The sequence below is a fragment of the Dysgonomonas sp. PF1-14 genome, assembly GCF_029892965.1.
Lineage (GTDB): Bacteria > Bacteroidota > Bacteroidia > Bacteroidales > Dysgonomonadaceae > Dysgonomonas.
The window spans coordinates 151,474-177,996 of record NZ_JARXWN010000007.1; the positions used below are offsets into that span (position 1 = coordinate 151,474).

General features: G+C 40.1%; 25 protein-coding genes and 1 tRNA gene. 12 read left to right on the forward strand and 14 right to left on the reverse strand.

The window, feature by feature from the left end; all coding sequences use genetic code 11:
* Positions 1 to 59: 59 nt before the first annotated feature.
* The 4 genes from M2448_RS10420 to M2448_RS10435 all read left to right on the forward strand — a co-directional run bounded on the left by M2448_RS10420 (position 60) and on the right by M2448_RS10435 (position 6,364).
* A complete protein-coding gene (locus tag M2448_RS10420; RefSeq protein WP_280646038.1) occupies positions 60 to 1,565 on the forward strand; it encodes an oligosaccharide flippase family protein in 1,506 nt (501 codons plus the stop codon).
* Positions 1,562 to 3,625 (forward strand): LTA synthase family protein, encoded by a 2,064-nt coding sequence (locus tag M2448_RS10425; protein ID WP_280646037.1) that lies wholly within the window; start codon positions 1,562 to 1,564, stop codon positions 3,623 to 3,625. The genes M2448_RS10420 and M2448_RS10425 overlap by 4 nt, the downstream gene beginning before the upstream one ends.
* Before the next feature lie 35 nt (positions 3,626 to 3,660).
* Positions 3,661 to 5,781, forward strand: coding sequence for a S46 family peptidase (locus tag M2448_RS10430; protein ID WP_280646036.1), 2,121 nt, complete (start codon positions 3,661 to 3,663; stop codon positions 5,779 to 5,781).
* Positions 5,782 to 5,923: 142 nt separating this feature from the next.
* Positions 5,924 to 6,364 (forward strand): carboxypeptidase-like regulatory domain-containing protein, encoded by a 441-nt coding sequence (locus tag M2448_RS10435; protein ID WP_280646035.1) that lies wholly within the window; start codon positions 5,924 to 5,926, stop codon positions 6,362 to 6,364.
* Between the two features lie 195 nt (positions 6,365 to 6,559).
* Here M2448_RS10435 and dnaK read toward each other — a convergent pair whose 3' ends face one another.
* The gene (dnaK, locus tag M2448_RS10440) at positions 6,560 to 8,455 is read right to left on the reverse strand and encodes a molecular chaperone DnaK (protein WP_280646034.1); all 1,896 of its coding nucleotides are present in this window, start codon (positions 8,453 to 8,455) and stop codon (positions 6,560 to 6,562) included.
* 305 nt (positions 8,456 to 8,760) lie between these two features.
* Here dnaK and M2448_RS10445 point away from each other — a divergent pair, with 305 nt between their 5' ends.
* From M2448_RS10445 to M2448_RS10465, 5 genes are all read left to right on the forward strand, one after another.
* Entirely contained in the window at positions 8,761 to 10,029 is a 1,269-nt protein-coding gene (locus tag M2448_RS10445) for a replication-associated recombination protein A (RefSeq protein ID WP_280646033.1), read from the forward strand.
* A 6-nt stretch (positions 10,030 to 10,035) separates the two neighbouring features.
* On the forward strand, positions 10,036 to 10,845 hold the full coding sequence (locus M2448_RS10450) for an alpha/beta fold hydrolase (RefSeq protein WP_280646032.1): 810 nt from the start codon (positions 10,036 to 10,038) through the stop codon (positions 10,843 to 10,845).
* Complete coding sequence (locus M2448_RS10455) at positions 10,842 to 11,405, forward strand: GrpB family protein (protein ID WP_280646031.1); 564 nt, start codon at positions 10,842 to 10,844, stop codon at positions 11,403 to 11,405. Before M2448_RS10450 ends, M2448_RS10455 begins: the two co-directional genes overlap by 4 nt.
* Positions 11,406 to 11,432: 27 nt before the next feature.
* Entirely contained in the window at positions 11,433 to 12,047 is a 615-nt protein-coding gene (locus M2448_RS10460) for a PH domain-containing protein (RefSeq protein ID WP_280646030.1), read from the forward strand.
* Between the two features lie 83 nt (positions 12,048 to 12,130).
* A complete protein-coding gene (locus tag M2448_RS10465; protein ID WP_280646029.1) occupies positions 12,131 to 12,538 on the forward strand; it encodes a hypothetical protein in 408 nt (135 codons plus the stop codon).
* Between the two features lie 74 nt (positions 12,539 to 12,612).
* Here the strand turns inward: M2448_RS10465 and M2448_RS10470 are convergent, their stop codons facing one another.
* The 8 genes from M2448_RS10470 to nusB form a co-directional block, all read right to left on the reverse strand.
* Positions 12,613 to 13,530 carry an aldo/keto reductase gene (locus tag M2448_RS10470; protein ID WP_280646028.1) on the reverse strand — a complete coding sequence of 306 codons (918 nt, stop codon included), beginning with the start codon at positions 13,528 to 13,530 and terminating at the stop codon, positions 12,613 to 12,615.
* Between the two features lie 60 nt (positions 13,531 to 13,590).
* Positions 13,591 to 14,379, reverse strand: coding sequence for an ABC transporter ATP-binding protein (locus M2448_RS10475; protein ID WP_280646027.1), 789 nt, complete (start codon positions 14,377 to 14,379; stop codon positions 13,591 to 13,593).
* Positions 14,372 to 15,259, reverse strand: a complete 888-nt coding sequence (locus tag M2448_RS10480; RefSeq protein WP_280646026.1) for a zinc ABC transporter substrate-binding protein — start codon at positions 15,257 to 15,259, stop codon at positions 14,372 to 14,374. Before M2448_RS10480 ends, M2448_RS10475 begins: the two co-directional genes overlap by 8 nt.
* Positions 15,260 to 15,271: 12 nt before the next feature.
* Positions 15,272 to 15,916 (reverse strand): carbonic anhydrase, encoded by a 645-nt coding sequence (locus tag M2448_RS10485; RefSeq protein ID WP_280646025.1) that lies wholly within the window; start codon positions 15,914 to 15,916, stop codon positions 15,272 to 15,274.
* Positions 15,917 to 16,498 carry a dephospho-CoA kinase gene (coaE, locus tag M2448_RS10490; RefSeq protein WP_280646024.1) on the reverse strand — a complete coding sequence of 194 codons (582 nt, stop codon included), beginning with the start codon at positions 16,496 to 16,498 and terminating at the stop codon, positions 15,917 to 15,919. It lies immediately after the preceding gene.
* A 72-nt stretch (positions 16,499 to 16,570) separates the two neighbouring features.
* A complete protein-coding gene (locus tag M2448_RS10495) occupies positions 16,571 to 17,554 on the reverse strand; it encodes a YbbR-like domain-containing protein (protein ID WP_280646023.1) in 984 nt (327 codons plus the stop codon).
* A 33-nt stretch (positions 17,555 to 17,587) separates the two neighbouring features.
* Positions 17,588 to 17,923 (reverse strand): preprotein translocase subunit YajC, encoded by a 336-nt coding sequence (gene yajC / locus M2448_RS10500; RefSeq protein WP_280646022.1) that lies wholly within the window; start codon positions 17,921 to 17,923, stop codon positions 17,588 to 17,590.
* 114 nt (positions 17,924 to 18,037) lie between these two features.
* Positions 18,038 to 18,961, reverse strand: a complete 924-nt coding sequence (gene nusB, locus M2448_RS10505) for a transcription antitermination factor NusB (protein WP_280646021.1) — start codon at positions 18,959 to 18,961, stop codon at positions 18,038 to 18,040.
* A 509-nt stretch (positions 18,962 to 19,470) separates the two neighbouring features.
* On the opposite strand from nusB, the gene cmk reads away from it, so the two are divergent.
* The 3 genes from cmk to pfkA all read left to right on the forward strand — a co-directional run bounded on the left by cmk (position 19,471) and on the right by pfkA (position 22,119).
* A complete protein-coding gene (gene cmk / locus M2448_RS10510; RefSeq protein WP_280646020.1) occupies positions 19,471 to 20,163 on the forward strand; it encodes a (d)CMP kinase in 693 nt (230 codons plus the stop codon).
* Complete coding sequence (locus M2448_RS10515) at positions 20,164 to 21,039, forward strand: 4-hydroxy-3-methylbut-2-enyl diphosphate reductase (RefSeq protein ID WP_280646019.1); 876 nt, start codon at positions 20,164 to 20,166, stop codon at positions 21,037 to 21,039. It begins immediately after the preceding gene.
* A gap of 99 nt (positions 21,040 to 21,138) precedes the next feature.
* Positions 21,139 to 22,119: a 6-phosphofructokinase gene (gene pfkA, locus M2448_RS10520; RefSeq protein WP_280646018.1), complete on the forward strand. Its 981-nt coding sequence runs from the start codon at positions 21,139 to 21,141 to the stop codon at positions 22,117 to 22,119.
* A gap of 153 nt (positions 22,120 to 22,272) precedes the next feature.
* On the opposite strand, the gene M2448_RS10525 is transcribed toward pfkA, so the two are convergent.
* From M2448_RS10525 to M2448_RS10545, 5 genes are all read right to left on the reverse strand, one after another.
* Positions 22,273 to 22,881 carry a 30S ribosomal protein S16 gene (locus M2448_RS10525; protein ID WP_280646017.1) on the reverse strand — a complete coding sequence of 203 codons (609 nt, stop codon included), beginning with the start codon at positions 22,879 to 22,881 and terminating at the stop codon, positions 22,273 to 22,275.
* Between the two features lie 190 nt (positions 22,882 to 23,071).
* Positions 23,072 to 23,323 (reverse strand): 30S ribosomal protein S20, encoded by a 252-nt coding sequence (rpsT, locus tag M2448_RS10530; protein ID WP_280646016.1) that lies wholly within the window; start codon positions 23,321 to 23,323, stop codon positions 23,072 to 23,074.
* Between the two features lie 43 nt (positions 23,324 to 23,366).
* Positions 23,367 to 23,438, reverse strand: a tRNA-Glu gene (locus M2448_RS10535).
* Between the two features lie 166 nt (positions 23,439 to 23,604).
* On the reverse strand, positions 23,605 to 24,354 hold the full coding sequence (locus M2448_RS10540; protein ID WP_280646015.1) for a glycosyltransferase 87 family protein: 750 nt from the start codon (positions 24,352 to 24,354) through the stop codon (positions 23,605 to 23,607).
* A gap of 369 nt (positions 24,355 to 24,723) precedes the next feature.
* Positions 24,724 to 26,409, reverse strand: a complete 1,686-nt coding sequence (locus M2448_RS10545; protein ID WP_280646014.1) for a M23 family metallopeptidase — start codon at positions 26,407 to 26,409, stop codon at positions 24,724 to 24,726.
* Positions 26,410 to 26,523 lie beyond the last annotated feature (114 nt).

Here is a 26,523-nt window from a genome sequence, read left to right on the forward strand (position 1 = left end):
TGTGGCTTATCTTATAACTCAGAACTTATTTTGCTACTTTTGTAGTCTAATCGATTTATATGGCCGGTAGTGGAATGAAAAGTTTAGCGAAAGATACTGCAATCTACGGATTGAGCAGTATCGTAGGACGCATACTAAACTATTGCCTTGTTCCGCTGCATGTATATGTTTTCACCAATCCGTCGGAGTACGGTCAGGTTAGTTATATACAGGGGATTGTCGCTGTTCTGCTTATTTTGCTTACTTACGGTATGGAAACGGGGTTCTTCCGTTTCATGAACAAGCAGGAAGAGAATCCCGATAAGGTGTATTCTACATCTCTGATATCGCTGGGTACTACTTCGCTCTTGTTTATCTTGTTATGTATATGCTTTATAAACCCTATTTCGGAATTGATGAATTACCCGAATAAGGAGCATATACTGATGATGGCTATTGTAGTAGCTATAGACGCATTTATAGCAATACCTTTCGCCTATCTGAGGTATCAGAAAAGACCTATACGATTTGTGACATTGAAGCTGGCATTTATATTCATTTATATAATACTGAACCTTATCTTCCTGCTATTGTGTCCTTGGATTTATGAGAACTATCCGGATTTTCCGTTGATAAAGTTTTATCATCCGGGTATAGGTATCGGCTACATCTTCCTTGCTAACCTTATAGCGACTATAACAATATTATTACTGCTGGTGCCGACAACAATGAAGCACTTGAAGTTTGACTTTGACGGGGCTTTGTTGAAGCGGATACTGAAATATTCATATCCGTTATTGATACTGGGGCTTGCCGGTGTTATCAATCAGGCTATAGCGCCGTTGACTTACCCTTTTATTTTTGCTCCTGATTCGGACAGGGCTTTCACCGAACTGGGTATCTATAGTGCCTGCCTGAAGATTACGGTAATCATAACCATGTTTACTCAGGCATTCAGGTATGCATATGAGCCTTTCTTCTTCGGAAAAGGGAAAGATGGTGGCAGCACAAAACCCTATGCCGATGCGATGAAGTTCTTTATAATATTTGCCCTGCTTGTTTTTCTGGGGGTAATGTTTTATCTCGATATTATAAAGTATATCATAAGTGAGAATTATACGGTAGGGCTTGGTATAGTGCCTATTGCCATGCTGGGTGAAATATGTTTTGGTATCTATTTTAATCTGTCGGTATGGTATAAGCTGACCGATCAGACAAAATACGGGGCATACTTCTCGGTATTCGGCTGTCTGATACAGATAGCGATAAATATAATATTTGTCCCTATCTATGGCTACATCGCCAGTGCATGGGCTACACTGATCTGCAATCTGCTGATAATGACCATCTCTTATTTTATAGGACAGAAGTATTTCCCTATAAAGTATGAATTGAAGAGTATTTTCCTTTATTTCGTTCTGGCTGCTGTCTTTTACGTTGCAGCAATGTATCCGCAGATAGATAACGAGGTATTACGTCTGGCATATCGTACATTGTTCATTATTGCCTATGTTGTTGTTATAGTGAGGAAGGATCTGCCACTATCTGAGATTCCTATTATTAGCAAATATGTAAAGAAGAAATGAAGCTTCATTTTTCCCATAACCTTAAATTATTTCTCAGCAGCACAGTACAGGCTGTTATTGTCTATCTGTTCCTGTTATTGCTGTTTGCTGCCTTCCGAATTGTTATATTGTTGTTTTTCAACAATTCGCCGGAGATATACAATGAGACATCAGATCTGCTAAAAGCATTCTTTACAGGCTTTCGGTTCGATACGATGGTTATTTTCTATGGACTGTTGCCAGTGATGGTGCTGAACCTTATCGGAGTCTTTACCTCATCAAAAGGAGAAAAGTATTATGCCCGCTTGACGGGTATTTACCATGTATATTACACAGTACTGATAATGCTGATGCTTATTATATCTGTTATCGACCTTTACTTTTATAACTTCTTTATGACACGTATCAGCGTATTGATCTTCGGTTTTGTAGAAGACGATACTTTGGCTGTATTAAAAGCTATCTGGGTCGACTATCCTGTAATTCCGATATTAATAGGCTTGATTGTTGCCGGATGGTGTGCATACAAGTTAGTTGGATTTATACAGAAAGTAAGTTTGGATAAGTTGAACACATCTGTAGCCGTCAACCTGATATTGCTTGTTGTAGTCGGGTTCTTCTTTGTATTCGGCATACGCGGTACGTTTGCTTTCTATCCGTTGAAGATAAACGATGCTATTGTTTCGCAATATGTATTTATCAATAATCTGGTTCCAAACGGTGTATTTGCCCTGAAAACAGCCTTTAAAGACCGGAAAGAACAGGATGTGAATGTAAACACAGAAAAGACAATAAAAAAATGGGGATTCGCCTCTGCGGATGAGGCTATATCATTATATACAGGGAGGCAGATACCCGATAACGCCGATTCATTGAAAATGGCATTGATGGATCGCACTCCTGTCAACGATTTCTTAGCTCAGAATAAACCGAATGTGGTGTTTGTACAGATGGAGAGTATGAGCGAACATTTTATTTCTATGCACGACAGGGAAAACTTCAATCTACTTGGTGCGCTCGAAGATGTATTACCCGATTGCATTCATTTCACACATTGCCTTTCAGCTACTGATGCAACGATACATACACTGGAAGGAATCATGCTGAATAGCCCGATGACTCCTGTTTCGCAGTCGATATATATGAATAAGACACTGGAGACATCTGTCGCCAAACCATTCAAGGGACAAGGTTATCATACTGCGTTCGTTACCGGAAGTAAGTTGGGATGGCGCAATCTCGATAAATTCATTCCTCATCAGTATTTCGATACAACGGAAGGTTCGGCGCACATAGAAAAGAATATCCCTCATACGCTTTCCAATGAGTGGGGGTGTTATGATGAGTTTATGTTCGACCGTATGTACGATATATTACAGAGCGGCAATGGTCAGCCACAATTCATATTCGGTATGTCTATTACCAACCATACTCCGTATTCGTTACCAAAGACTTACAAGCCTTATCCGGTAAATATACCGGATGCTATCAAGCCGAAGTTCTCATCGGGTGAGGCCTATGCACAGACACACTTTTCTACCTATCAGTATGCGAACGACTGTCTGGGACGCTTTATAAAGAAAGTGAAAGAATCTCCGTTAGGTGAAAATACAATCATTGTGGCTACAGGCGATCATACGGCGCGTCGCATATTCGATTATAACGATTCCGAGATGCTGCAAAAGTATGCTGTTCCACTGATTATATATATTCCCGAAAAATACAGGGCGTTGGTCGATATGCCTGATGTGAACGGATTCACATCTCATAAAGATATCTTTCCTACTATATATCATCTGTCTTTGTCAGATGCCATTTATGTGAAATCAGGTATTAATCTGTTCGATAAGGATAAGCTTGCATCCAATTTTGCCATTACGGGCTATAAGCTGCTGATGACCGGTGAGGGATGTGTGTTCTTCGATAACAAACCGGTCTACTATACATGGAAAGATGGAGAAAAAACACAGTTGCAACCGGCGTCTGGCGATATAAAACAATTGGAGGACGATATGAAGTATGCTAAATCTTATACAGCATCTATGACATATCTTATACAACGCTGTTTATCAGGTAAATAATATTATTAATACTATATACTATAAAAATTGAAAGAATGAAAAGACTATTATTATTATCAACTCTGTTCCTAGCAGTGCTGCTGGCAAATGCAGACGAAGGGATGTGGTTGCTTAAAGAACTGAACCGGCAGAGTGCTGCCCGGATGAAAGAACTGGGATTTACATTCCCAATAGATAGTGTTTACAGCGAGACGAATCCGTCGCTGAAAGATGCGGTTGTCATATTTGGTGGCGGCTGTACAGGTGTGGCTGTATCAGATCAGGGATTGATCTTCACCAACCATCACTGTGGATATGGTAATATACAAAAGCTTAGCTCAGTTGAACATGACTACCTGAAAGACGGTTTTGTGAGTCAGACATTCAGTGAAGAATTACCTGCCGAAGGGCTGATGGTGGCTTTCCTGCAAAAGACTGAGGATATCACCAGTTATGTTACAGTAGCGCTTTCTCCGGATGATACAGAAGACATGCGCGATCAGAAGATAGATTCGCTATCGCAGAAATATCTGGAGCAATATAAGGGTAACGATTTTATACGTGCACAGGTAGTGCCTTTCTATTCTCACAACAAATATTATGCTGTAATATATGAAGTATTCAGAGACGTAAGGCTTGTATTCACCCCACCATCATCGGTTGGTAAATTTGGCGGAGAAACCGATAACTGGATGTGGCCGCGCCATACAGGAGACTTCTCTGTTTTCCGCGTGTATGCCAATAAGGATAACAAAGCTGCCCGCTATAGCGATGACAATGTCCCTTACAAGCCTAAATATTCGGTTCCTGTTTCCATTCAGGGATTCAAGGATAAAGATTATGCAATGACTATCGGTTATCCGGGTAGTACTGAGCGTTATATGTCTTCATGGGGAATCAACCAAATGGTAGAATCGGAACACAAACCACGTATCGAGGTGCGTGGAGCAAAGCAGGACATCTGGAAAAAAGCAATGAATGCCAGTGATGCTGTACGTATCAAGTATGCTTCTAAATATGCAGGTAGCTCTAACTACTGGAAGAATGCGATGGGGATGAATGAAGCCATTGCCAAACTGGGTGTAATAAACGACAAAGAAGAGCTTGAGAATAAGTTCTCTAAATGGGTTTCGTCATCTAATAATACATCGAAGTACGGAAATGTATTATCCGATCTGAAAGAGGGCTATACCTCTACTATGGATGCAGCCAAAATACAGACTTATCTGTATGAGACATTCTACAATGGTATAGAGATCACCCGCTTTGCCAATACAGCATTGTTTGTAAACAAGATGGAAGAAGGCAATAAAGAGGATGAACTCAGAGGCAGAATGATAAATGCTTATAAAGATTATGAGCCTTCACTCGATCGTCAGGTGATGCCGGTATTGCTGAAGCTATATGCAGAACGTGTTCCTGCCGAATATCTTCCGTCTGTTTATGAGACAATCAATAAGAAGTTTAAAGGCGACTACGACAAATATGCCGATTGGTTCTATGCTAATACTAAGTTCACCAGTCTTGATGATCTTGTATCGCTTATCACAAGCGGCAAAGAGAAAGATTTGGAAAAAGATCCTGCTATCGAGCTTTCAAGATCATTGGAGCCTTGTCTGAAATTGCTACAAGCCGGAACAGCTCCTTACTATCCACAGATAGAAAAAGGAGAGCGCCTGTTCATGGCCGGACTGATGGAGATGGAACCGGGTAAGACATTCTATCCCGATGCCAATTTCACACAACGCCTCAGCTACGGTTCTATCGGAGGATACAAGCCTGCCGATGCTGTGATCTATAACTACTATACAACTTCGCAAGGAGTGTTGGCTAAACAAGTTCCCGGAGATCCTGAGTTCGGAGTACAGCAATATATCCTTGATGATCTGGCTAAAGGCGACTTCGGACAATATGCCAACGAGAACGGTGAAATGTCCGTAGCATTCCTTTCTAATAATGATATCACAGGAGGTAACTCGGGTAGCCCTGTATTCGATGGTAAAGCTCAACTGATAGGTCTGGCTTTCGATGGCAACTGGGAATCGTTGAGTGGGGACATCCTGTTTGAGCCGGAACTTCAACGTTGTATCAGTGTTGACATTCGCTATGTACTTTATATGATAGATAAGGTAATGAAATGTCCAAGATTGATAGATGAACTGAAAGTGGTTAAGTAAGGTAATCCTTATAATAAAGCAAGAACAGCTGTCTGATTATATTTTCAGGCAGCTGTTTTGTTATAAAATAAATAGCGGAAAAGTACCCTTATTTCCAAAATTTAAGATAATATTGTAGCTGCAAACTATATTATCCCGCTTTATGAAAAAGATATTATTCTTCCTACCATTAATTATTATGTTCGTTACTTTGTCCTGTAATCCAAACAAAACGGGCGGAGAAGGAGAGTCTAAACAGACTAAAAGTCGTATGACATATTTCGAGTATGGAGGTTATACAGATACTATCTATGCCCATATATCGGGAGAAGTGTACGAAGTAGGAGAGGATGGTAAATTACAACCCTTGTCTGATGCTACTGTTGAAATAGAACAGATAAAAAGGACTACGCAAACCAACGAGATCGGCATATTTGGTTTCTGGCTCGAAAAAGGAGTTTATACGATTGTCGTAGCCAAAGACGGTTATCAGCCGTTGACACTGACCAATTATGTTTCTATTCCCGATCAGCTGTCTTCCACAAAGATCATTCTGGAAAAAGGAACGGAGATGCAGACGGTAAACGTTCCCGATAGGAAATAAAAAAGAAGATGTTCTTAAAGAGTTCATCTACTTCATTGCCAGCCTCATCTGTCGTAGGTCACATACTTTAGTGTGCTCCCGTCCTCCAGAGAATCGGCGACTTCGTATCTAAACACTTAAAAAACACTTCTAATTGAAAATACAAGAGGCTGCCTTATGGGACAGCCTCTCTGCTTATATAAAAGTATGTAAATATTACTTCACTTCTTCAAAGTCTACATCAGTCACATCATTGTCACCACTATTAGACTGGCTTCCTCCTTGTTGTTCGTTCGGGTTTGCGCCGGCTTGTTGTTGGTTGTACATGTTTTGACTCATTTCGTGCAACAGTTTGTTCATTTCTTCCATTGCAGCATCTATAGCAGCAATATCCTGAGCCTTATGAGCATCTTTCAGTTTTGTCAGAGCTGCTTCGATAGGAGCTTTCTGTTCTGCCGGAACTTTGTCTCCAAGCTCGCTTAACTGTTTTTCGGTCTGGAAGATCATAGAGTCGGCCTGATTCAACTTGTCGATTCTCTCTTTTTCTTTCTGATCCGATTCAGCATTAGCGGCAGCTTCGTCTTTCATGCGTTGTATTTCAGCATCGCTCAGTCCCGAAGAAGCTTCGATACGGATTGATTGTTCTTTTCCTGTTGCTTTATCTTTAGCCGATACGCTAAGGATACCGTTAGCATCAATGTCGAATGTTACTTCGATCTGAGGTACTCCACGCGGAGCAGCAGGTATGCCATCAAGATTGAACACTCCGATCTGTTTGTTATCCCTTGCCATCGGACGCTCACCCTGTAATACATTGATTTGTACAGATGGCTGATTGTCGGCAGCAGTAGAAAATGTTTCACTTTTCTTAGTTGGGATAGTTGTGTTAGACTCTATCAGTCTGGTCATCACACCTCCCATAGTCTCTATACCAAGTGAAAGCGGAGTAACATCGAGTAACAATACATCTTTTACTTCACCTGTCAATACACCTCCCTGTATAGCAGCACCTACGGCAACTACTTCGTCCGGGTTAACACCTTTTGAAGGAGCTTTTCCGAAGAATTTTTCTACTTCAGCCTGTACAGCAGGTATACGTGTCGAACCACCAACGAGAATAACTTCGTCAATATCGCTTGGTGAATAATTAGCATCTTTCAACGACTGACGGCAAGGTTCGATACATTTGCGGATCAGGTCGTCTGCCAGTTGTTCAAATTTAGCGCGGGTAAGCGTTTTTACCAAGTGTTTTGGAATTCCGTTAACCGGCATTATATATGGCAGGTTGATCTCAGTAGAAGTTGTGCTCGAAAGTTCTATTTTAGCTTTTTCTGCAGCTTCTTTCAGGCGCTGAAGAGCCATCGGGTCTTTGCGAAGGTCAAGTCCTTCTTCTTTCTGGAACTCTTCGGCTAGCCAGTTGATAATCACGTTATCAAAGTCGTCACCACCAAGGTGAGTATCACCATTTGTAGATTTTACCTCAAATACGCCGTCACCCAACTCAAGGATAGAAATATCGAATGTACCGCCACCAAGGTCGAATACTGCGATTTTCATGTCTTTGTTTGTCTTGTCAAGACCGTAAGCAAGAGCAGCAGCAGTAGGTTCGTTCACTATACGTTGAACTTTCAGACCTGCGATTTCGCCTGCTTCTTTTGTAGCCTGACGCTGAGCATCGTTGAAGTATGCAGGAACTGTAATGACAGCATCGGTAACTTCCTGTCCCAGATAATCTTCAGCTGTTTTCTTCATTTTCTGAAGTATCATAGCTGATATTTCTTGCGGAGTGTAAAGACGTCCGTCGATGTCTACTCGAGGCGTATTGTTATCTCCTTTTACTACTTTATAAGGTACGCGTGGTACTTCAGGTTGAGCCTGATCCCATGTTTCGCCCATAAAACGTTTGATCGAATATATTGTTTTTTCAGGATTTGTGATAGCCTGGCGTTTTGCAGGATCACCTACTTTACGCTCGTTTCCTTCAATGAAAGCAACTACAGATGGAGTAGTTCTTTTTCCTTCGTTGTTTGCGATAACGATAGGTTCGTTACCTTCAAGTACAGCCACGCAAGAGTTGGTTGTACCTAAGTCAATTCCTATAATTTTTCCCATTTTAGTTTGTATATTTATTTGTTATTATTTCTGATTACTTATATTTTTTCGCTTTTCAGCGACACTATCCATTATTCAAATGCTGTGCCAAAATGATCGTTTCTCCCAAAAAAAATAAAATATGACGATTTGGCAGAATAACTTCGATTCATAATCAGAAAGAGACATACAAAAGATTTAACAGCAAAGGGCACAAAGATTCAGCTACTGATTTGCACAATTGTCAGAGATCGTAGTCATAGCTATTTTATACGACGGAAACTTTTTGTAAATTTGAAATATAATATTTTCACAATACTATTTATATGAGCCAGCCATTAGCAGAACGATTGCGCCCGCGCACATTAGACGAATATATAGGACAAAAGCACCTCGTGGGAGAAGGTGCTGTACTTCGCAAGATGATAGAGTCGGGCAGGGTGCCGTCTTTTCTACTTTGGGGGCCACCGGGAGTGGGTAAGACAACATTGGCTCAGATTATAGCCAATACGCTCGATACCCCCTTTTATACATTAAGTGCTATCAATTCGGGAGTAAAAGATGTACGTGAGGTTATTGAACAAGCCAAAAAGAGCCGTTTTTTCGATACACGCAGCCCTATTTTGTTCATAGATGAAATACACCGTTTTTCTAAGTCGCAGCAGGATTCGCTTCTTGGGGCGGTCGAGACGGGAGTTATCACACTGATTGGTGCTACTACAGAGAATCCTTCATTTGAGGTCATACGCCCGTTACTGTCGCGTTGTCAGGTGTATGTGCTGCAATCACTGGGTAAAGAGGATCTTATAGAATTGGCAAACAGAGCTATTACAGAAGATGTTATTCTCAAAGAAAAAGGCATTACACTCAAGGAAACCAATGCTTTGTTGCGCTTCTCGGGAGGGGATGCCCGTAAACTATTGAATATATTGGATTTGGTAATAAATGCTGATGCTGAAGATAAGATAGAGATAACCGATCAGCTTGTTACCGAACGGTTGCAGGAAAACCCTGCTGCATACGATAAGGGCGGAGAGATGCACTATGACATTATTTCTGCTTTTATCAAATCTATACGGGGAAGTGATCCCGATGCGGCGATATACTGGCTTGCACGTATGGTTGCCGGAGGGGAAGATCCGAAATTTATAGCCCGCCGCCTTGTAATTTCGGCAGCCGAAGATATTGGTCTTGCAAACCCGAATGCACTATTGCTTGCAAATGCCTGTTTCGATACGTTGCAAAAAATTGGCTGGCCAGAAGGACGAATTGTACTGGCAGAAGCTACTATCTATCTGGCAACGTCACCGAAGAGCAACTCCGCCTATATGTCGATAGATGAAGCAATAGGTCTTGTAAATGAAACAGGAAACCTTCCTGTACCTTTGCATCTGCGTAATGCTCCGACCAAACTGATGAAAGAGCTTGATTACGGAAAAGAATATAAATACGCGCACAGCTTCGAAAATAACTTTGTAGTGCAGGACTATGTGCCCGAAGAGATAAAGGGACGGCAATTCTGGAAACCACAGCAGAATGCCTCGGAAATGAAGATTGTAGAATGGTTGAAGAAGCTGTGGAAAAACAGATATTAAGTTGGTATGAAAAAGATCATAGTTCGTATATTGATAATTCTGTTATCGCTTCATATCCTTTTCTGCGTATTCTTTTATGTCATGCAGAGGCGGTTTATCTTTTACCCTACCAAACTGGAAGCATCTTATAATTTCTCGTTCGGGCAGAAGTACGAGGAGGTAAACATTAAAACACAGGATAATTGTATATTGAACGGGCTTCTGTTTAAAGTGGAAAACCCGAAAGGGCTGATTTTCTATCTGCATGGTAATGCCGGTGCATTGGATTCGTGGGGACGATTGGCTCCGGTATATACAGATTTAGGATATGATGTTTTCTTTCTCGATTACAGGGGATTTGGGAAGAGTGAGGGAGAGATTGATGGTCAAGCCCAGTTATTGGGTGATGTGCAGGCTGCATATAACGAACTAAAGAAACATTATGAAGAGGATAAGATTATCGTTCTCGGCTATTCTATTGGTACAGGGCCTGCCGCTTATCTAGCTTCTGTGAATAAGCCATTGATGCTGATTCTGCAAGCACCCTATTACAGTCTGACAGATGTTATTCAAGGTTATTGCCCTGTCGTTCCGGAATTCCTTGTAAAGTATAAACTGGAGACGTATAAATATATTGAGAAATGTACCCTGCCGATCGTTATATTTCATGGTGATGAGGACAAGACAATCCCTTATAAAAACTCGGTACGGCTGAGCGATTTGCTGAAAGATACAGACCGTTTTGTTACACTCAGTGGCGAAGGGCATAATCATATAACATATAATAATCTGTACAAGGAAACTTTAACTGAAATATTAAACAAACAGCAGGAATGACGGATAAACCATTGAAAAATATGACAAATGAGGAGCTCTGGAAACTATTTCCCATAGTGATCAGCGAATATAAGCCATATTGGAAAGATTATTACGCGTCTGAGAGAACATCATTGAAAAAAGCACTGGGTAAAGATATGCTGCGCATACACCATATCGGGAGTACGGCTATACCTAACCTACCCGCCAAGCCTACGATAGATATATTGATAGAGATAAGGGATGAGACGGATACTCAGCAGCTTATAGAGCGAATGGAGAAGGAGGGATATATCTATTCGTCCCAACCGAAGAAGCCTTCGCCTCACATGATGTTTATGAAAGGTTATACACCACAAGGCTTTGCCGAAAAGGTATTTCACGTACATGTGAGGTATTCCGGTAATTGGGACGAAATATATTTCAGGGATTACTTGCTTACCCATCCCGAAACTGTCAGAGAATACGGAGAACTGAAACTAAAACTGAAAACAGAATTTGAGCACGACCGTGATGCTTATACAGCAGCAAAGACCGACTTTATAAGAAGAATTACTAACTTGGCAAAGCGGGACAGGTAACCGATTTCCATATAATACTATGTAAATATGTACAACACACGACAGGATATAGAGAATGAGTTAAATAAACATCTGGATACTAATGAAAAATTATATTGGGTAGGCCAACCTAAACAGGGTTTTAACTTAAAGGGTGGAGATTGGTTCATAGTCATTTTTGGAATTTTTTGGTGTGGGTTTGCTGTTGTCTGGATAATATTGGCATACCTTATAGCCGGATCGACTTTCTTTCCTGTGTTTGGGATAATTCTCTTTTTTTGGGGATTATTTATTTTTATTGGACGTTTCATACTTGATATAAGAAGACGGAGAAATACAATCTATGGACTAACTGATAGTCGTGTCATTATAAAATCGGGAATTTTTAGTCAGGAAGTTAAATCATACGATCTGCATTCTATGTCTGATATAAAATTGACCGAAAGTGCTGATGGCAGTGGTTATATAACCTTAGGCGCTGATAACTCAACCAGATATACAGGGCGTTCGATAAATATAGTAGGCTACATCTGGTTACCGGGTATGCCTTATCCTCCTATGATAGAGTCAGTAGATAACACGAGAACGATTTATAATCAGATAATAGAATTGAAAAGAAAAAGAACTGATTACTTAGAAGGATTATTTCATGTACAAAAATAATCGGCACAAATCTTCATCTGTGCCGATCGGTATTGCCCAAGGGTATTACGAATAGAAACTTAATAATTAATAACAAACTATTTATGAGAAAAATTCTATATATTTTATTTGCTCTTTGTTTATGTATAGGGTCTTCCGGATGTGGAAATCGTAGTGAATTTAGAGTTAAAGGGTTTGAAGAGGACAAATATAGTCCAATTATAAATATATATCTGGAATATGATGTAACGATGACAACCTTAAATATTGAGTCTGAAATAAAAGATTGGAATTTAATAAAAAAGGAAATTAGAGAGGATTATTGGTCTTTCAGTGAGGATATATCTAAACCCAATGAAATTATTAGAGTAGATGGTAGTTACGATAAAAGTATAAATATATACTTAGAGCAAAACTCCAGTGAAAATGTACGAGCATCTCACATCACAGTATATTATGCTGGAAAACATAGAAAAATAATACAAATAATACAAAACTACAAGCCGTATTAAGTGCAAAAGTCTAGAATTATAAAGGATAAACCGTAGTGTATTTAAACACTACGGTTTTAATATATATTCCTATTTTACTCCCATTCAGGGAACTGAGTAGTATTCAAGTCCAGTGCAGCTATCTCTTTCATATCCGCATCATTGAGTTCGAAATCGAATATGCTTATATTTTCGAGCATATGCTTTTCATTGTCTGTACGTGGAATAGTAACTATTCCCCTTTGTACGATCCATCTCAAAGCTACCTGTGCATTTGTCTTGTTGTACTTTTTACCGATAGCAGCAAGTACCGGATTGTCGAAGATGGCGTTTCGCCCTCCTGCAAAAGGAGACCATGCTTCCATCTGTATATCGAGCTTCTTCAACATATCCTGAGCTTCAAATTGTTGGAAGAACGGATGAGTCTCAATCTGATTGACTGCCGGTTTAATTTTTGCATACGATAGTAAATCGTTAAGCTGTACAGAATCAAAATTACTTACTCCGATGGCTTTTATCTTACCTGCTTCGTAAAGTTCTTCCATTGCTTGCCACGAACCTTTCACATCTCCGCGCGGACGATGGATAAGGTAAAGGTCTATATAGTCGACACCCAGTTTCTGCAAAGAAGATTCGAGTGCTTTTTTTGCACTCTCATATCCCATGTCATCTACCCAAAGCTTAGTGGTGATGAAGAGTTCTTTGCGGTCTATTCCGCTCCTTTTGATTCCTGCACCTACTTCCGTTTCATTTCCATAAATAGGGGCTGTATCTATCAGACGGTAACCAGAAGCAATCGCTTTAGCGACACTGTTGATACCTACAGAGTCTTTTAACTCAAGTGTACCGAAGCCGAGTACAGGCATTTTTACACCATTGTTAAGTGTAACGGTCGGAATAGAAATAGAATCAGATTGTTGACCATCGGTCGTAGCAGACTTCTTCGGCTGGTTGCAAGAAACCAGTGAGAATGTCAACAATGCACACAGAATAATTGCACCTAGTTTTTTCATATTGTTTTATAGAATTAAAGAATAATCGGGGAAGATACAGATTTTTTATTGAAGTCACTCTTAATCACCTTCTTTGCAGCAGTCGCATCCTTCGTGTTTTTCCAATACACGATGAGGAAAATCGCCATGACCGATGATTTCGATAGGGCAGGAGGAATATGATTTTTCGAGCCAGTCGGTAGTGATATTCGTTCCCGAATGATAGTGTAGACCTTCATTCACGCAGGCTATGTTTTTCACCAGAGAGACCACAGTCCCCACATCGTGAGACACCAGAATAATGGCAGTTTCTTTGTTTATTTCTTCCAGTATTTTGTAGAAATCACTTTCGAAGCGTTTGTCGACATATGAATTAGGTTCATCTAGTACCAACAGATCGGGATCATCTATAATAGCCCTTCCGAGTAATGTGCGTTGCAGCTGTCCGCCTGATAAAGCGCCTATCGGTCTGTCGATCAGTTTGTCCAAACCCATTTGATGGGCTATTTTCTTAACTTTCTCTTTCTGTTCTTTTGTGTATGGCGACAGGATATGCCGTTTTATCGTAAGCCCCGACAAAATGACATCGTGTACCGAAATCGGAAACTTTTTATCTATCTGGTTTATCTGTGGCAGATAGCCGATGTTGATTTTATCGGTCACTACATTATGCTTGAAAAAAGAAATGTGCCCATGAGTTGGTTTAACTAAGCCCAATATTGTTTTTAATAGGGTTGTTTTACCTCCACCATTAGGTCCGATAATACCCAGAAAGTCATTCTTGAAAACAGTCAGATTGACGTTTTTCAGTACATGGGGATTATCTTCGTATCCTACCGACAAATCTTTTATTTCGAGAATCTTACTCATTATCTACAGCAAGAGCTTTGGCTATTTTTATCATTTCTTTGCTCCACTCAAAGGAGAGCAGGTTCAAAGGTACTGCTTTTCCGCCGATAGCCTCAGCTATTGTTTCAGCATTTTTAGTATCGAATTCCTGTTGTATAAAAACAACTCTTATCCCTTCAGTTTTGGCAGTGTCTATCAAAGCCTTTAGTTGCGACGGTGAAGGATTTTTGCCTTCATATTCAATAGAATATTGAGTGAGGCCGTATTCTTTTGCAAAGTAGCTGAGAGCCGGATGGTAAATAATAAAAGCCTTGCTCGGTGCTTTGTCCAGATACGATTTTATAATGCTGTCGGTCTGATTAAATTCGGCAACCAGTTTGTCGTAATTAGCTGTGTAGTCAGCTTCATTCGCTTTGTCAAGCTCTACCATTGCTTTATACATGTTCTCTGCAATTATTCTGGCAGATGTTATCGAACTCCATGTATGAGGATCGCCACCTATGTGTCCATGACTATGTTCGTCTCCATCGTGATCGTGATGTTCGCATGACTCCTTCACTGGTGTTATTCCTTCCGAGCAGTTTATGACTTTCAGACTGCTGTTGTTTTTAGTAGCTTTATCTATCAGTGAGTTCTCGATGCCCAGATACCCTATTTTAAAGTAGGCTTCACTTTTATCGAGGTTCATCATTTGCGACGGGGTAAAGTCTGCACTTTCGGGATTCGAGCCCGGTGGGACAATACAGTTTACTTTGTAATGATCGCCTACTATTGTTTCCAGAAAATATTTCTGAGGTTCAATAGTTACAGCCAGTGTTTTTTGCTTCTCATTCTTGGGGGAAGTGCAGCTATTGAGTACAGCGAATCCTAGTACAATAAATATAAATAGTTTGTATTTCATTCTTTTCAGTCTCTATTTCTCTTTTGTCAGGTCGTAAATCTTACGTATGCGGTTCAGTTCTTTTTCGAAGTCTATATTCAGGTCTTTCAATATACCTTCGTTCAGGTCATATACCCAGCCTGCTACACGAGGATAGCCTTTTTCATAATATGATTTTTGTACCTCTGCCGTTTTTATCACATTCAGGCATTGCTCATATACATTGATCTCTACCAGACGGTTGTATCTTTCGTCGGGGGAGGCTATGTTGTCCAGTTCCTTTTCGTGCAGACGGTACACATCGCGTACGTTTCGCAACCAGGGGTTTAGTATCCCCAGATCTTTGGGTTGCATGGCGGCTTTTATCCCTCCGCAGTTATAATGCCCGCATACGATAATAAACTTTACATTGAGATGCTCTACTGCATAGTTTATGACAGACAATACATTCAGGTCATTGTTTACCACCATATTGGCAATATTGCGGTGTACAAACACTTCGCCGGGTTGAAGTCCCATTATTTCATTTGCATGTACGCGGCTGTCCGAGCAGCCTATATACAGGTAGTCGGGATTCTGCTCTTTGGCAAGATGGGCGAAGAAATCAGGATTTTCCCCGTTCATCTTCTCTACCCATTTTTTGTTGGCTTCAAATATCTTTTTGTAAGAATTTTCCATTTACGTACTTAGTTGTTGCAGTGTGTTTAGCACTTGCTCTATTAATGATTTTGTACCATCATTAACAATTACAAAGTCTGAAAGTTCGGCTTTCTTCTCATCCGGCATCTGATTTTGGATGCGCTCCATTACTTTATCGCGTGTGGCATTGTCCCTTTTCTGTGTACGTTCTATTTTCATCTCCAGAGGGGTATATACCATCACTACTTTGTCTACAAAACGGTTGAACCCTGATTCGAACAGAATTGCTGCTTCGTGTGCCACTATGTTGTATTCCTTGTGTGCTATAACCCATTCTTTAAAGTCTTTTTCAACCTCAGGGTGGATAATTGCATTTACGGTTTCCAGTTTCTCTTTGTCGTTGAATATGTGAGAGGCGAGCAGGGGCTTATTCAAAACTTCTCCGGCAAATAGTTCTTCACCGAATAGCTTTATCAGTTTTTCCCTTATTACAGGAGAGGTAGCTACCAGTCGTTTACTCTCGGTATCAGCTATATAAACAGGTATTCCACACATAGAGAAAATCTGTGATACAGTAGATTTACCGCTACCTATACCTCCGGTTATACCTAATATTGTCATATAATGCCGTATATATTGAAGAATTTATTTACAGTTGTAATCCGTTATTGTACAGTTCGGATAATCGAAATCCTATTTCTGTTCCAGAACGAATTCCACTTCGGAAGGAACCGGTATTTTCGTTTGTATATAATCCGGACTTTTTGTGATCCGTACAGGTACGGAGGCATCTTTGAATTCCTTGATGTCGTTATAGTCTATTGTAACCTGAAAGCCATCGGATGTAATTTCGTTAAACCGTTTTAACCCTACGAATATCGGTATCTTCACCGAAGACGGGAAAATCCGGATATTGAGGTTTTCAGGTAGATTAACACATGTGACAGGGACTTCTATCTCTTTTTCATTAAATTCATCTACCGGAATAGATAATTCTACAGTACTTGGTATGAATTTAACTCCTTTGATGGAGCGTATGGCTACCAGCATTTTTTTGTCATTGGTAACGTTTGTCAATGTATCATTTACCGTATGCGCATAGAATAGGGTATCCAGTGCGGCTTTACTGCCATATACTATGACCGAATCGGGCTTAACGGTCAGTTCCCCGTCGAGCAGATAACCCGGAGCAAGATTGACATAACCGTCATATATCACAGGTAGTTTTTTCTGACGCAGTACGGCATAGGCATACGATACGCGGGTAGGAGAGTAGCTTATAAGTTCGGAAGTAACAAATAGTTTGCCTCTGATGAGCTGCTCGAAATTGCGTCCCTGAATAACTTTCTCCTGTGTGCCTTTTACGATGTCCCTCACATCTACCACGAGGGAATCTTTCCGGCGGGTAAAGTAGTATCTGAACAGGGCTGCCCCATCATCTTTTATGCGTACATAAACATCGTCGGGCAACTCGTTCTCGAATACAATGCTGTCGGGCACATTTACATATTTAACGGGTATAGTAAGGGTTGACTCAAACTTCTGACGATAGACCTGCATCATCCAGAAGATTGAGGAAAGCAATACGAAAAACAAAAAAGTCAGAATCTTTTTCCATGAAATTCTTTTGAAAAATGATCTGACTTCCTGCAATATTTTATCTCTAGTATCGCTCATAAGCTATACCTTACTTATTTTCATTGACCGCAATTATTGGTTTGTCTGATTGTCTGCGGCAGAAACGTAAACAGACGATTTTTCTATTTTAATTCTTGTACCTTCGGCAATCTCTACAATGAAATACGAATCGCCTACTTCTTTTACTTTTCCGTGAATACCTCCGGCAGTAACAACTTTATCGCCGGTCTTGATGGCATTGCGTTGCTCCTGTAATTGTTTTTGTTTCTTTTGCTGTGGTCTGATCATAAAGAAATACATGATGGCAAACAACAGAACCATCATTATGATCATAGTAGTACTACTGTTCATAAATCCACCCGGAGCTGCACCATCAGCTGCCTGTAACAATACATTTAATAAAGTCATAATTAGTATTTAATATTGGGTTTACACTATTTTTGTTTTCCTTCCCGTAATACGAGATACAAATATAAGCTAATATTTTGAAATAGGCTTAAAGACGAAAAGCGATAAATATTATTATTTCTTAATTATCTTTTTGTCCTCTTTCAGTTCTTTCACAATGGCATCCAGTATTCCGTTTATAAACGAAGCACTTTTTGCCGTACTGTATGATTTGGCTATGTCGATATATTCATTCAGCGTTACACTGATCGGAATAGATGGGAATGTCATAATTTCGGTAATCGCTATCTGCATGATTACCATATCCATGAGGGCGATACGCTCCGACTCCCAGTTTTTGGTATATTTGTCTATAAGTTCCTTGTATTCCTTACCATTGAGTAACGATTCTCTTAGCAGTTTAACAGCAAATTCCCTGTCTGTTTCATCTTTAAACATCGGTAGCATTTCCTGTGCAGAGCCATTTGTGCCGTCGAAGCGTTTGATTGTTTTCAGTACAAAAGATTCGATGATTTCGATGTCGTCGTTCCAGTAAAGGCTTTCGTCTTCCAGTATCTGGTACAGGTCTTCGTTGACACATACAATATGTTTAAATATCTTGCGCCAGAATTCGCGGTCGTTGTCATAGCTCTGAGGCTGTTCTATGTATTCTTTATATATGTCCGAATTGAGGATATTGTCTAACAGATTGCGGATAAAGGCATCGTGTTCCATCCACGAGAAAGGCCTGTCTTTGAGATATTTTGCAAGAGTGCTGTTTGTCCGTAGTTGATTGATGAATTTGTTGTCCAGTAGTCTTGTATTGGGTTTTTTGTCTTCCTCAGTAGGCAGCAACTTCGACTTTCGGGCATCTACTCTTTGTGCATAAGCATCGGTGAGCTCCACCATGAGCGACAGGAGATAGAAGTACAGATCGTATGATTTTTGGAGACTGAAAATAAGCTCGTTTTCAGCTTTTCTCAAATCGGTAGTTTCGCTATGACTACAAGAGAATAATATCTGAACAACTCTGATACGGATAAGAACGCGGTTTATCATTACCTAAATAAAATGTTTAAGGCTGCAAAAATAAGCATTTTTTTGTAATAGCATACCCTAATATCCATTATTGTTTATACAATGTGTGAAAAGTGAAGAAGTTTATCTATAGGATGAGGTGAATTATAAATTATGAGTTATAAATTATGAATTAACTCGAAAAACGGTCTTTGAAGAAGTAAGGAAAGAGTCAGGTTTGTAAGGTTTTAGTTAAAAGCTAGTGTACAGCCTTGTAGGGGCGAACGCAAGGGATTCCCATACATACGACAAAAAGAGAATATATGTCAACTTTACATGCGCTACGCTCCTGTGACGGTTGGTTGTTTCCTTTTGCATTTTGTTAACTGATAACTGTTCACTGCTAACTGAAAAGTCAATATCTGCAAAATGTTGTGGTCGGGCTGTTATCGGTCGGTTGTTTTAGATTATCTTTGTCTGTCCTCATTATTTATATTATCTATGACTAATAGGATAAACATTTATCATTATCGAACGTTTAAACTGTAAATATGAAGAAGATCGTTATTGCAATCGATGGCTTTTCATCAAATGGTAAGAGTACTATGGCAAAAAGCCTCGCAAAACAGATAGGCTATATCTATATAGATAGCGGAGCAATGTACAGGGCGGTAACGCTATATTGTATCGAGCACCGGTTATTCGACGGAGATAAACTGGATGAGGACAGATTACATGACGATATAAAGGATATAAAGATAGAGTTCTTCCTGAATAAAGATACCGGTACGCCCGATACTTACCTTAACGGAGAAAATGTGGAAAAGCAAATTCGTACGATGGAAGTTTCTTCAAAAGTAAGTATTGTAAGTGCTATTCCGTTTGTGCGCCATGCTATGGTTGCTATGCAGCAAGAGATGGGAAAAGCCAAAGGAATAGTCATGGATGGACGCGATATAGGAACTGTTGTTTTTCCTGATGCCGAACTGAAAGTATTCGTTACTGCCGATGCTGAAATAAGGGCGCAAAGGCGTTTTGATGAATTACGGTCGAAGGGAGATGATAAAACGACATTCGAAGAAGTGCTTGAAAACTTAAAGACCAGAGACCATTTGGATCAGACGCGGGCCGAAAGTCCCCTGAAAAAAGCGGATGATGCGATTCTTCTGGATAATTCATATATGACCATTGACGAACAGATGCAATGGCTACTAGATAAGTTTAAACAAATAACAACAAACTAAATGAGTAATATAGAGATAGATGCTAAGTCGGGCTTTTGTTTTGGAGTAGTAAATGCCATAAAAAAAGCTGAAGAAGAACTTGCAAAGGGCGGAGTGCTGTACTGTCTGGGCGATATTGTTCACAACAATCTGGAAGTAGACAGACTCGAAAAGCTCGGACTGAAAACTATAAATCATGAAGAGTTTGCCCGCCTGAAAGATGTCAGAGTGCTGTTGCGCGCGCATGGCGAACCACCTTCCACATATCAGATAGCTAAAGAAAATAATATTGAAATTATCGATGCATCGTGCCCTGTGGTACTTCGTTTGCAGAAGAAAATACACGACAAGTATGACAATGAGAAGGATAACAATACTCAGATCGTTATTTACGGCAAGAACGGCCATGCCGAAGTAAACGGCCTTTTGGGGCAGACAGATTCCAGTGCTATCGTTATTGAGAAGAAAGAAGATCTCGAAAAACTTGACTTTTCCCGTAATATTTGTCTTTTCTCACAGACAACAAAACCACTCGACGGATTTCAGGAGATTATAGATATCATACAGAGCAGGATGATCGGCGATGCACGTTTCGAGTTCTTTGATACTATTTGCCGTCAGGTATCGAACCGCATACCAAATATTAAGGAATTTGCGATGAAGCATGATATAATCTTTTTCGTTGCCGGAGAGAAAAGCTCGAACGGAAAGGTGCTGTATGCCGAATGTAAGAAATACAATCCCGATTCATACTTTATAACCACCCCATCCGATATAGATCCTTCGGTGGTGAGCAAAACCGCTACAATAGGTATCTGTGGAGCTACTTCTACACCTAAGTGGCAGATGGAAGAGATAGAGGCAAAAATCAATGAGATAAGATTAGGGTTAAATTAACCAAAATGCTTACATTAATTAACAGAGTCTTTAATTTTATTCGTACTTTTGCACTGGATTTCACAAAGAGCAAAGTAAAAGAATAAAATAACTAGAATTATGGCTAATGTTAAGTGTATTGGGATTTTAACCTCAGGAGGTGATGCTCCCGGTATGAATGCTGCGATACGTGCCGTTACCCGTGCTGCTATTTTCAACGGTATGGAGGTAAAAGGTATCATGCGTGGTTATAAAGGATTGATATTCGATGAAATTGTTCCATTTAAAACCAATAGTGTGAGTAACATCATACAACAGGGTGGAACAATCCTTAAAACAGCGCGCAGTAAAGAATTTCAGACTCCCGAAGGAAGACAGATTGCATACGAAGCACTGCAAAGGGAAGGTATTGATGCACTGGTAGTTATAGGCGGTGACGGCTCTCTTACAGGTGCCCGCATATTTGCACAGGAATTTAACTATCCTATCGTAGGACTTCCGGGTACTATCGACAACGACCTTTTGGGAACAGATCTTACCATTGGCTACGATACAGCACTAAATACCATTATGGAGGCTGTGGATAAAATACGCGATACAGCCAGTTCTCACGAACGCTTGTTCTTCATCGAAGTAATGGGGCGCGAATGTGGTTTCCTGGCATTGAACGGAGCCATCGCTTCCGGCGCAGAAGCTGCCATCATTCCCGAAATGATGTTACAGCAAGACCAGTTGGGTGATCTTATTTCCAACGGCTTCCGCAAGAGTAAGAACAGTAGCCTTGTGCTTGTTACCGAAGGTGACATCACCGGAGGTGCAATGGCAATGGCAGAGCGTGTTAAGACTGAATATCCTCAGTATGATGTGCGTGTGACTATATTAGGACATGTGCAGCGTGGAGGTTCTCCTACAGCAAACGACAGGATTCTGGCAAGCAGAATGGGTGCTGCGGCAGTCGATGCCTTGCTAGACGATCAGCGTAATGTGATGATCGGAATACAGAACGATGAAATCGTATATGTGCCGTTTTCTAAGGCTATAAAGAAAAATAAGCCTTTACAACAGAATTTGCTGGATACATTGAAGATACTTTCTATATAAGACGAATAGAAGCAGATTGTATAATGAAAGGATTGGCTGATGCCAATCCTTTTTTATGTGCGGTTCTTTTTAGATGACGATAATTATTGGTGCCAATAAAAAAGCCCTGATAGATTTCTATCAGGGCTTTTCGTATATGCTGTTTATATTTTATTATTCAGCACTTTTTTCTTCTTCTGCCGGAGCTTCTGCTTCAGCAACAGGAGCTTCGTCAACCACTGCTTCAGCCACCTCTGCAACTGTCTCTACGGCTTCCTCTGCCGGAGCAGCTTCTGCTTCTGCTTCAGCCTGTGCTGCATTTTCTTCAGCTTTCTTCTGAGCTACAGCTTCAGCTTTCGCTTTGTTGGCAGCTTTTTCAGCATCTAGGCGAGCTTTTGCATCAGCCTTAGCCTTTGTTTCATTCTTATTGATGGCAGCCTGATTGCCTTTTTCTTTTTCAGCTTTCCATGCTTCAAATTTCTTGTCAGCAGTAGCTTCGTCAAAAGCACCTTTAGCAACACCACCCAAAAGGTGTTTCTTCAATAGCACACCTTCTTCAGAAAGTATGTTACGAGTAGTGTCGGTAGGTTGAGCACCAACTTGTAACCAGTACAAAGCCCTGTCGAAATTTAAAGTTATTGTAGCAGGATTTGTGTTCGGGTTATAAGAACCCACCTTTTCAATAAATTTTCCATCCCGTGGAGCTCTGCTATCTGCAATGACGATGTGGTAGAAAGGGTAACCCTTGCGTCCTCGTCTTTGTAAACGGATCTTTGTAGCCATTTTCTTTCTTTAGTTAATTTTAATTATTACATAATTGTTATTAGCGGGTGCAAAGATAGGGATAAGTTTTTGAAATACAATATCTATTTCCCTTTTCTTTTCGATATAATCTGTAAAATAGAAGAAGGTTAAACCAAAATCAGTTTAACCTTCTGCGTTATATAGATGTTTATATTAGTATCGCTATTTCTTACAGAGCGTTTACGTGAGCAGCTAACTTCGATTTCAAGTTGCCTGCTTTATTTTTATGTATCACGTTTTTCTTAGCCAGTCTGTCAAGCATAGAACATACCGATGGATATTGCTTTCTAGCTTCTTCCTTATCTGTTAGTAAACGGAATTTACGAACAGCGTTACGGGTTGTTTTAGCTACATATCTGTTTCTCAAGCGTCTTACTTCTGCTTGTCTGATTCTTTTTTCTGCTGACTTATGATTTGCCATATTGACTAATCCTTATTTTTGTTATTTATTTTTGTTTTTTTTGTAGCCCATAGGGGAGTCGAACCCCTCTTTCAAGAATGAAAATCTTGCGTCCTAACCGATAGACGAATGGGCCATCCTGTGGAGCTCTGCTGTATTTACAGCTTTATTCTCCTTGCGATTGCGGATGCAAAGGTAACTCATTTTTGATTACGTGCAAATATTTCATTACATTTTTTTTGAAATTCTTTACTCCACCTTGTTATATGGCTGATTTTCAATATTATTTTTTAATGACAAAATCAGTCTTTTTTATTCAGATTCGATGGCATTTCCTCTTCCTCTAAATAATGATTTGATAAAACAGTTACCGGAGCCTTCTTCATAATCAGTAATTGGCATACCAATGTGAGCCATGTTATCAAAAATGGCAATGCTTTTAAAGCATAAGGTCTTACTATTTCTTTCTTTATATATGCCGGGGCAAGGTCGGAAGACCCCAGTACTGATAGTAGAATAGCTAAAACAAGGAGTGTTATTACATATTTGTTATATGGCTTTTCTTGCAGAATGAACCATATTACAAAACCGCTCATTGCTATAATATATATACATGATTCGGAACCGGAGCTAAAAAGTACGATAAAGATAAGAGCTGAAGCCAGAATGCCTAGTTGATACCGTAGATCGTTGTATAGGTTTATTTTTATATATTGTAGCCCAAACAGGAACAAGGCCGGCACTAGGAATACAAAATTGGAAAGGTCGTACATGCCAAGTATCTTTTTTATCATTCCTATAGCTGAGATATTCTGCATTAAGGAATCCGAATTATTAATGTTTTTGTGGACTAGTGATTCGTACCAATCGGCGTAGCTCTGTATAATAAACTCGGATGAGGAGAAGAACATTGGTAAAACAAAGAAAACGGCACACCAAAAGATAAACGAAGCACTAAACTTGATTTTATTTTTTGAAAAGAAAAAGAAAGCAAGCCCGACTATCTCATATAGTTTGATGAAAAAGCCTAGAGCGATTAAACAGAGTCGCACGCGCCGACAAGGCAGGGTAATCGTCCCCCAATCGTGCGTCAGCCTGCGCCGTTAGCTTTATGGACGGGGTACCCGTAGGGAGAGAAAGGCGTGAAACAAAAACGTGTTTGAGCTGAACTATCGGTTCGTATTATACAAATCTTAGAGCGAGTTTTTTTGTTTAGCCTTTGAGCCCTTTAACGGGTCGGCCTATGAAGCGGGGCGCTAAAGACTTTTTGATTCCTTTTGCGGCTTTGGGCAAAAGGAATGTAAGTAATCTGTGATTACGCGCAGTAATATGAAATAGAACATATTAATCCAACTACTGCTTCATATGAGTTATAAATATAGGGGCTGACCCGCGTGTATGCCCGTTTACAAAAAGAATATCTAATAGCTGAACTCGTACTCATAGCTGCTCTCATTACCACAGCCATCTTTTGCTGTAAATACCAGCTTATGCTTCTGTCCTTTTTTCAGACGCGATGGATCAAACTTATAGCTATATACAGGCGATTTCATGTCGTTCTCGAACAGGGCAAAGCCTCCGTCTATAGTCCCCCGATATGAAGCTATACCACTTTTATCGTCCACCAAACGAATCTTTATTTCTTTCTGCGCTACCCATTTAGCCGGAAGCACTGGGGTGATTACAGGTGCTTTAGTATCGGAACTCACAGCGTATGTATGTCCGAGTTCACGTAGCTTTACAGTAACGGCTCCGTTATCATATGTACCACCCACCCACGACTCTTTACCATTCTTATTTATGCGCACAATACCATACTGAGACTTGTTCGGCAAGCTGTCTCTGGTCAGTTTGATAGTCATTGTAGCAGAGCCATGCAACGGCACATACGTATCATTCACCTTATATATAGATGAAAGATAAGAAGGGGTCTGCGTGCGGTTCATTACAAAACACAGATCATCATACAGATTTCCTTTAGGTATAGTTATCGAAAACAGATCGGCGGCATAGTGGTTATCTTCGTCCCATGCCATCTTTTCCGAACAGCCATCCAATTGTGGTATCTCCTGTTTTTTTCCAGTCAGGCTGAATGAGTAAGTTGTTTTATTACCATAAATATCTTCCAACTCGTAGCGAAAAGCGTATGTTTTTTCCTGATCTATATCTATATAACCGTTATTCACAGCCTTATAGATAGGTAGACCGTTACCCGGTTCTATAAAAGATTTTTGATAAAAGGCTTTCTTTTCCGACCAGAAGTCAAAATCTATCAGACTGTTTATCATACGGGTTTTATCGAAGTCTACCGAAACTATATCGGATGCAAATATCTCTTTATTATCGCAGAACAAGCGCACTTTCTTTACCCCATATATATTGGTAGTGCCCGGCATACGGTCGTTGGCATATACCCCCAGTCCGATTCGTCCCCATACCTTTATTGTATCTTTTATTGCCGAATAGCCTCCTTTTTTAAGAACAGTCACCGGCTCTCTCATAGGGCTGCTGCTTCCGTTCACTACTCCCGCCCCTCTGACAGGATAGATTCCTATACCTTTCATCTGAGGTGCTACACCATCGGCTACTTGTGTTTTATAATACTCTAACGGATCGAGGGCAACCTGATCGGCCGTATTACGTATTTCGAAGTGTACGTGTGGGCCACCGGAAGAACCGGTATTGCCGCTGTAAGCGATCAATTCTCCTCTCTTTACCGGAAACTGAGCAGCATCTAAAGACAGATCAACTCTGTAGCTTTCTTTTTCATATTGCTTTTCCTTTATATATTCTACAAATCGGGGCGCATAACTATTCAGATGTCCGTAAACGCTTGTCTGCCCAGACGGATGGTTTACATAAATAGCCAGACCATAACCCGAGGGAGAAACAGATATACGTGAAATATAACCATCGGCAATAGAATATACAGGCTTGTTTATTACCGCCTGTGTCTTGAGATCTATCCCCGAATGAAAGTGATTGGGACGAAGTTCTCCGAAATTGGCACTAAGGACAATCGGAATATCGAGAGGCGACCTGTATTTGTCCTGAGCAGATAGAACAGTTGTATATATAAGGAATAGAAATATGAATATTCTTTTCATTGGATTGTGTATGATTAATTAAAGTGCTGCAAAAGTAGAAGTTTTTAATGATTTTGACAAAACCATTAACAGTTCATAACTTGCAGATGATATCTGTTATGGTATCATTTTCAA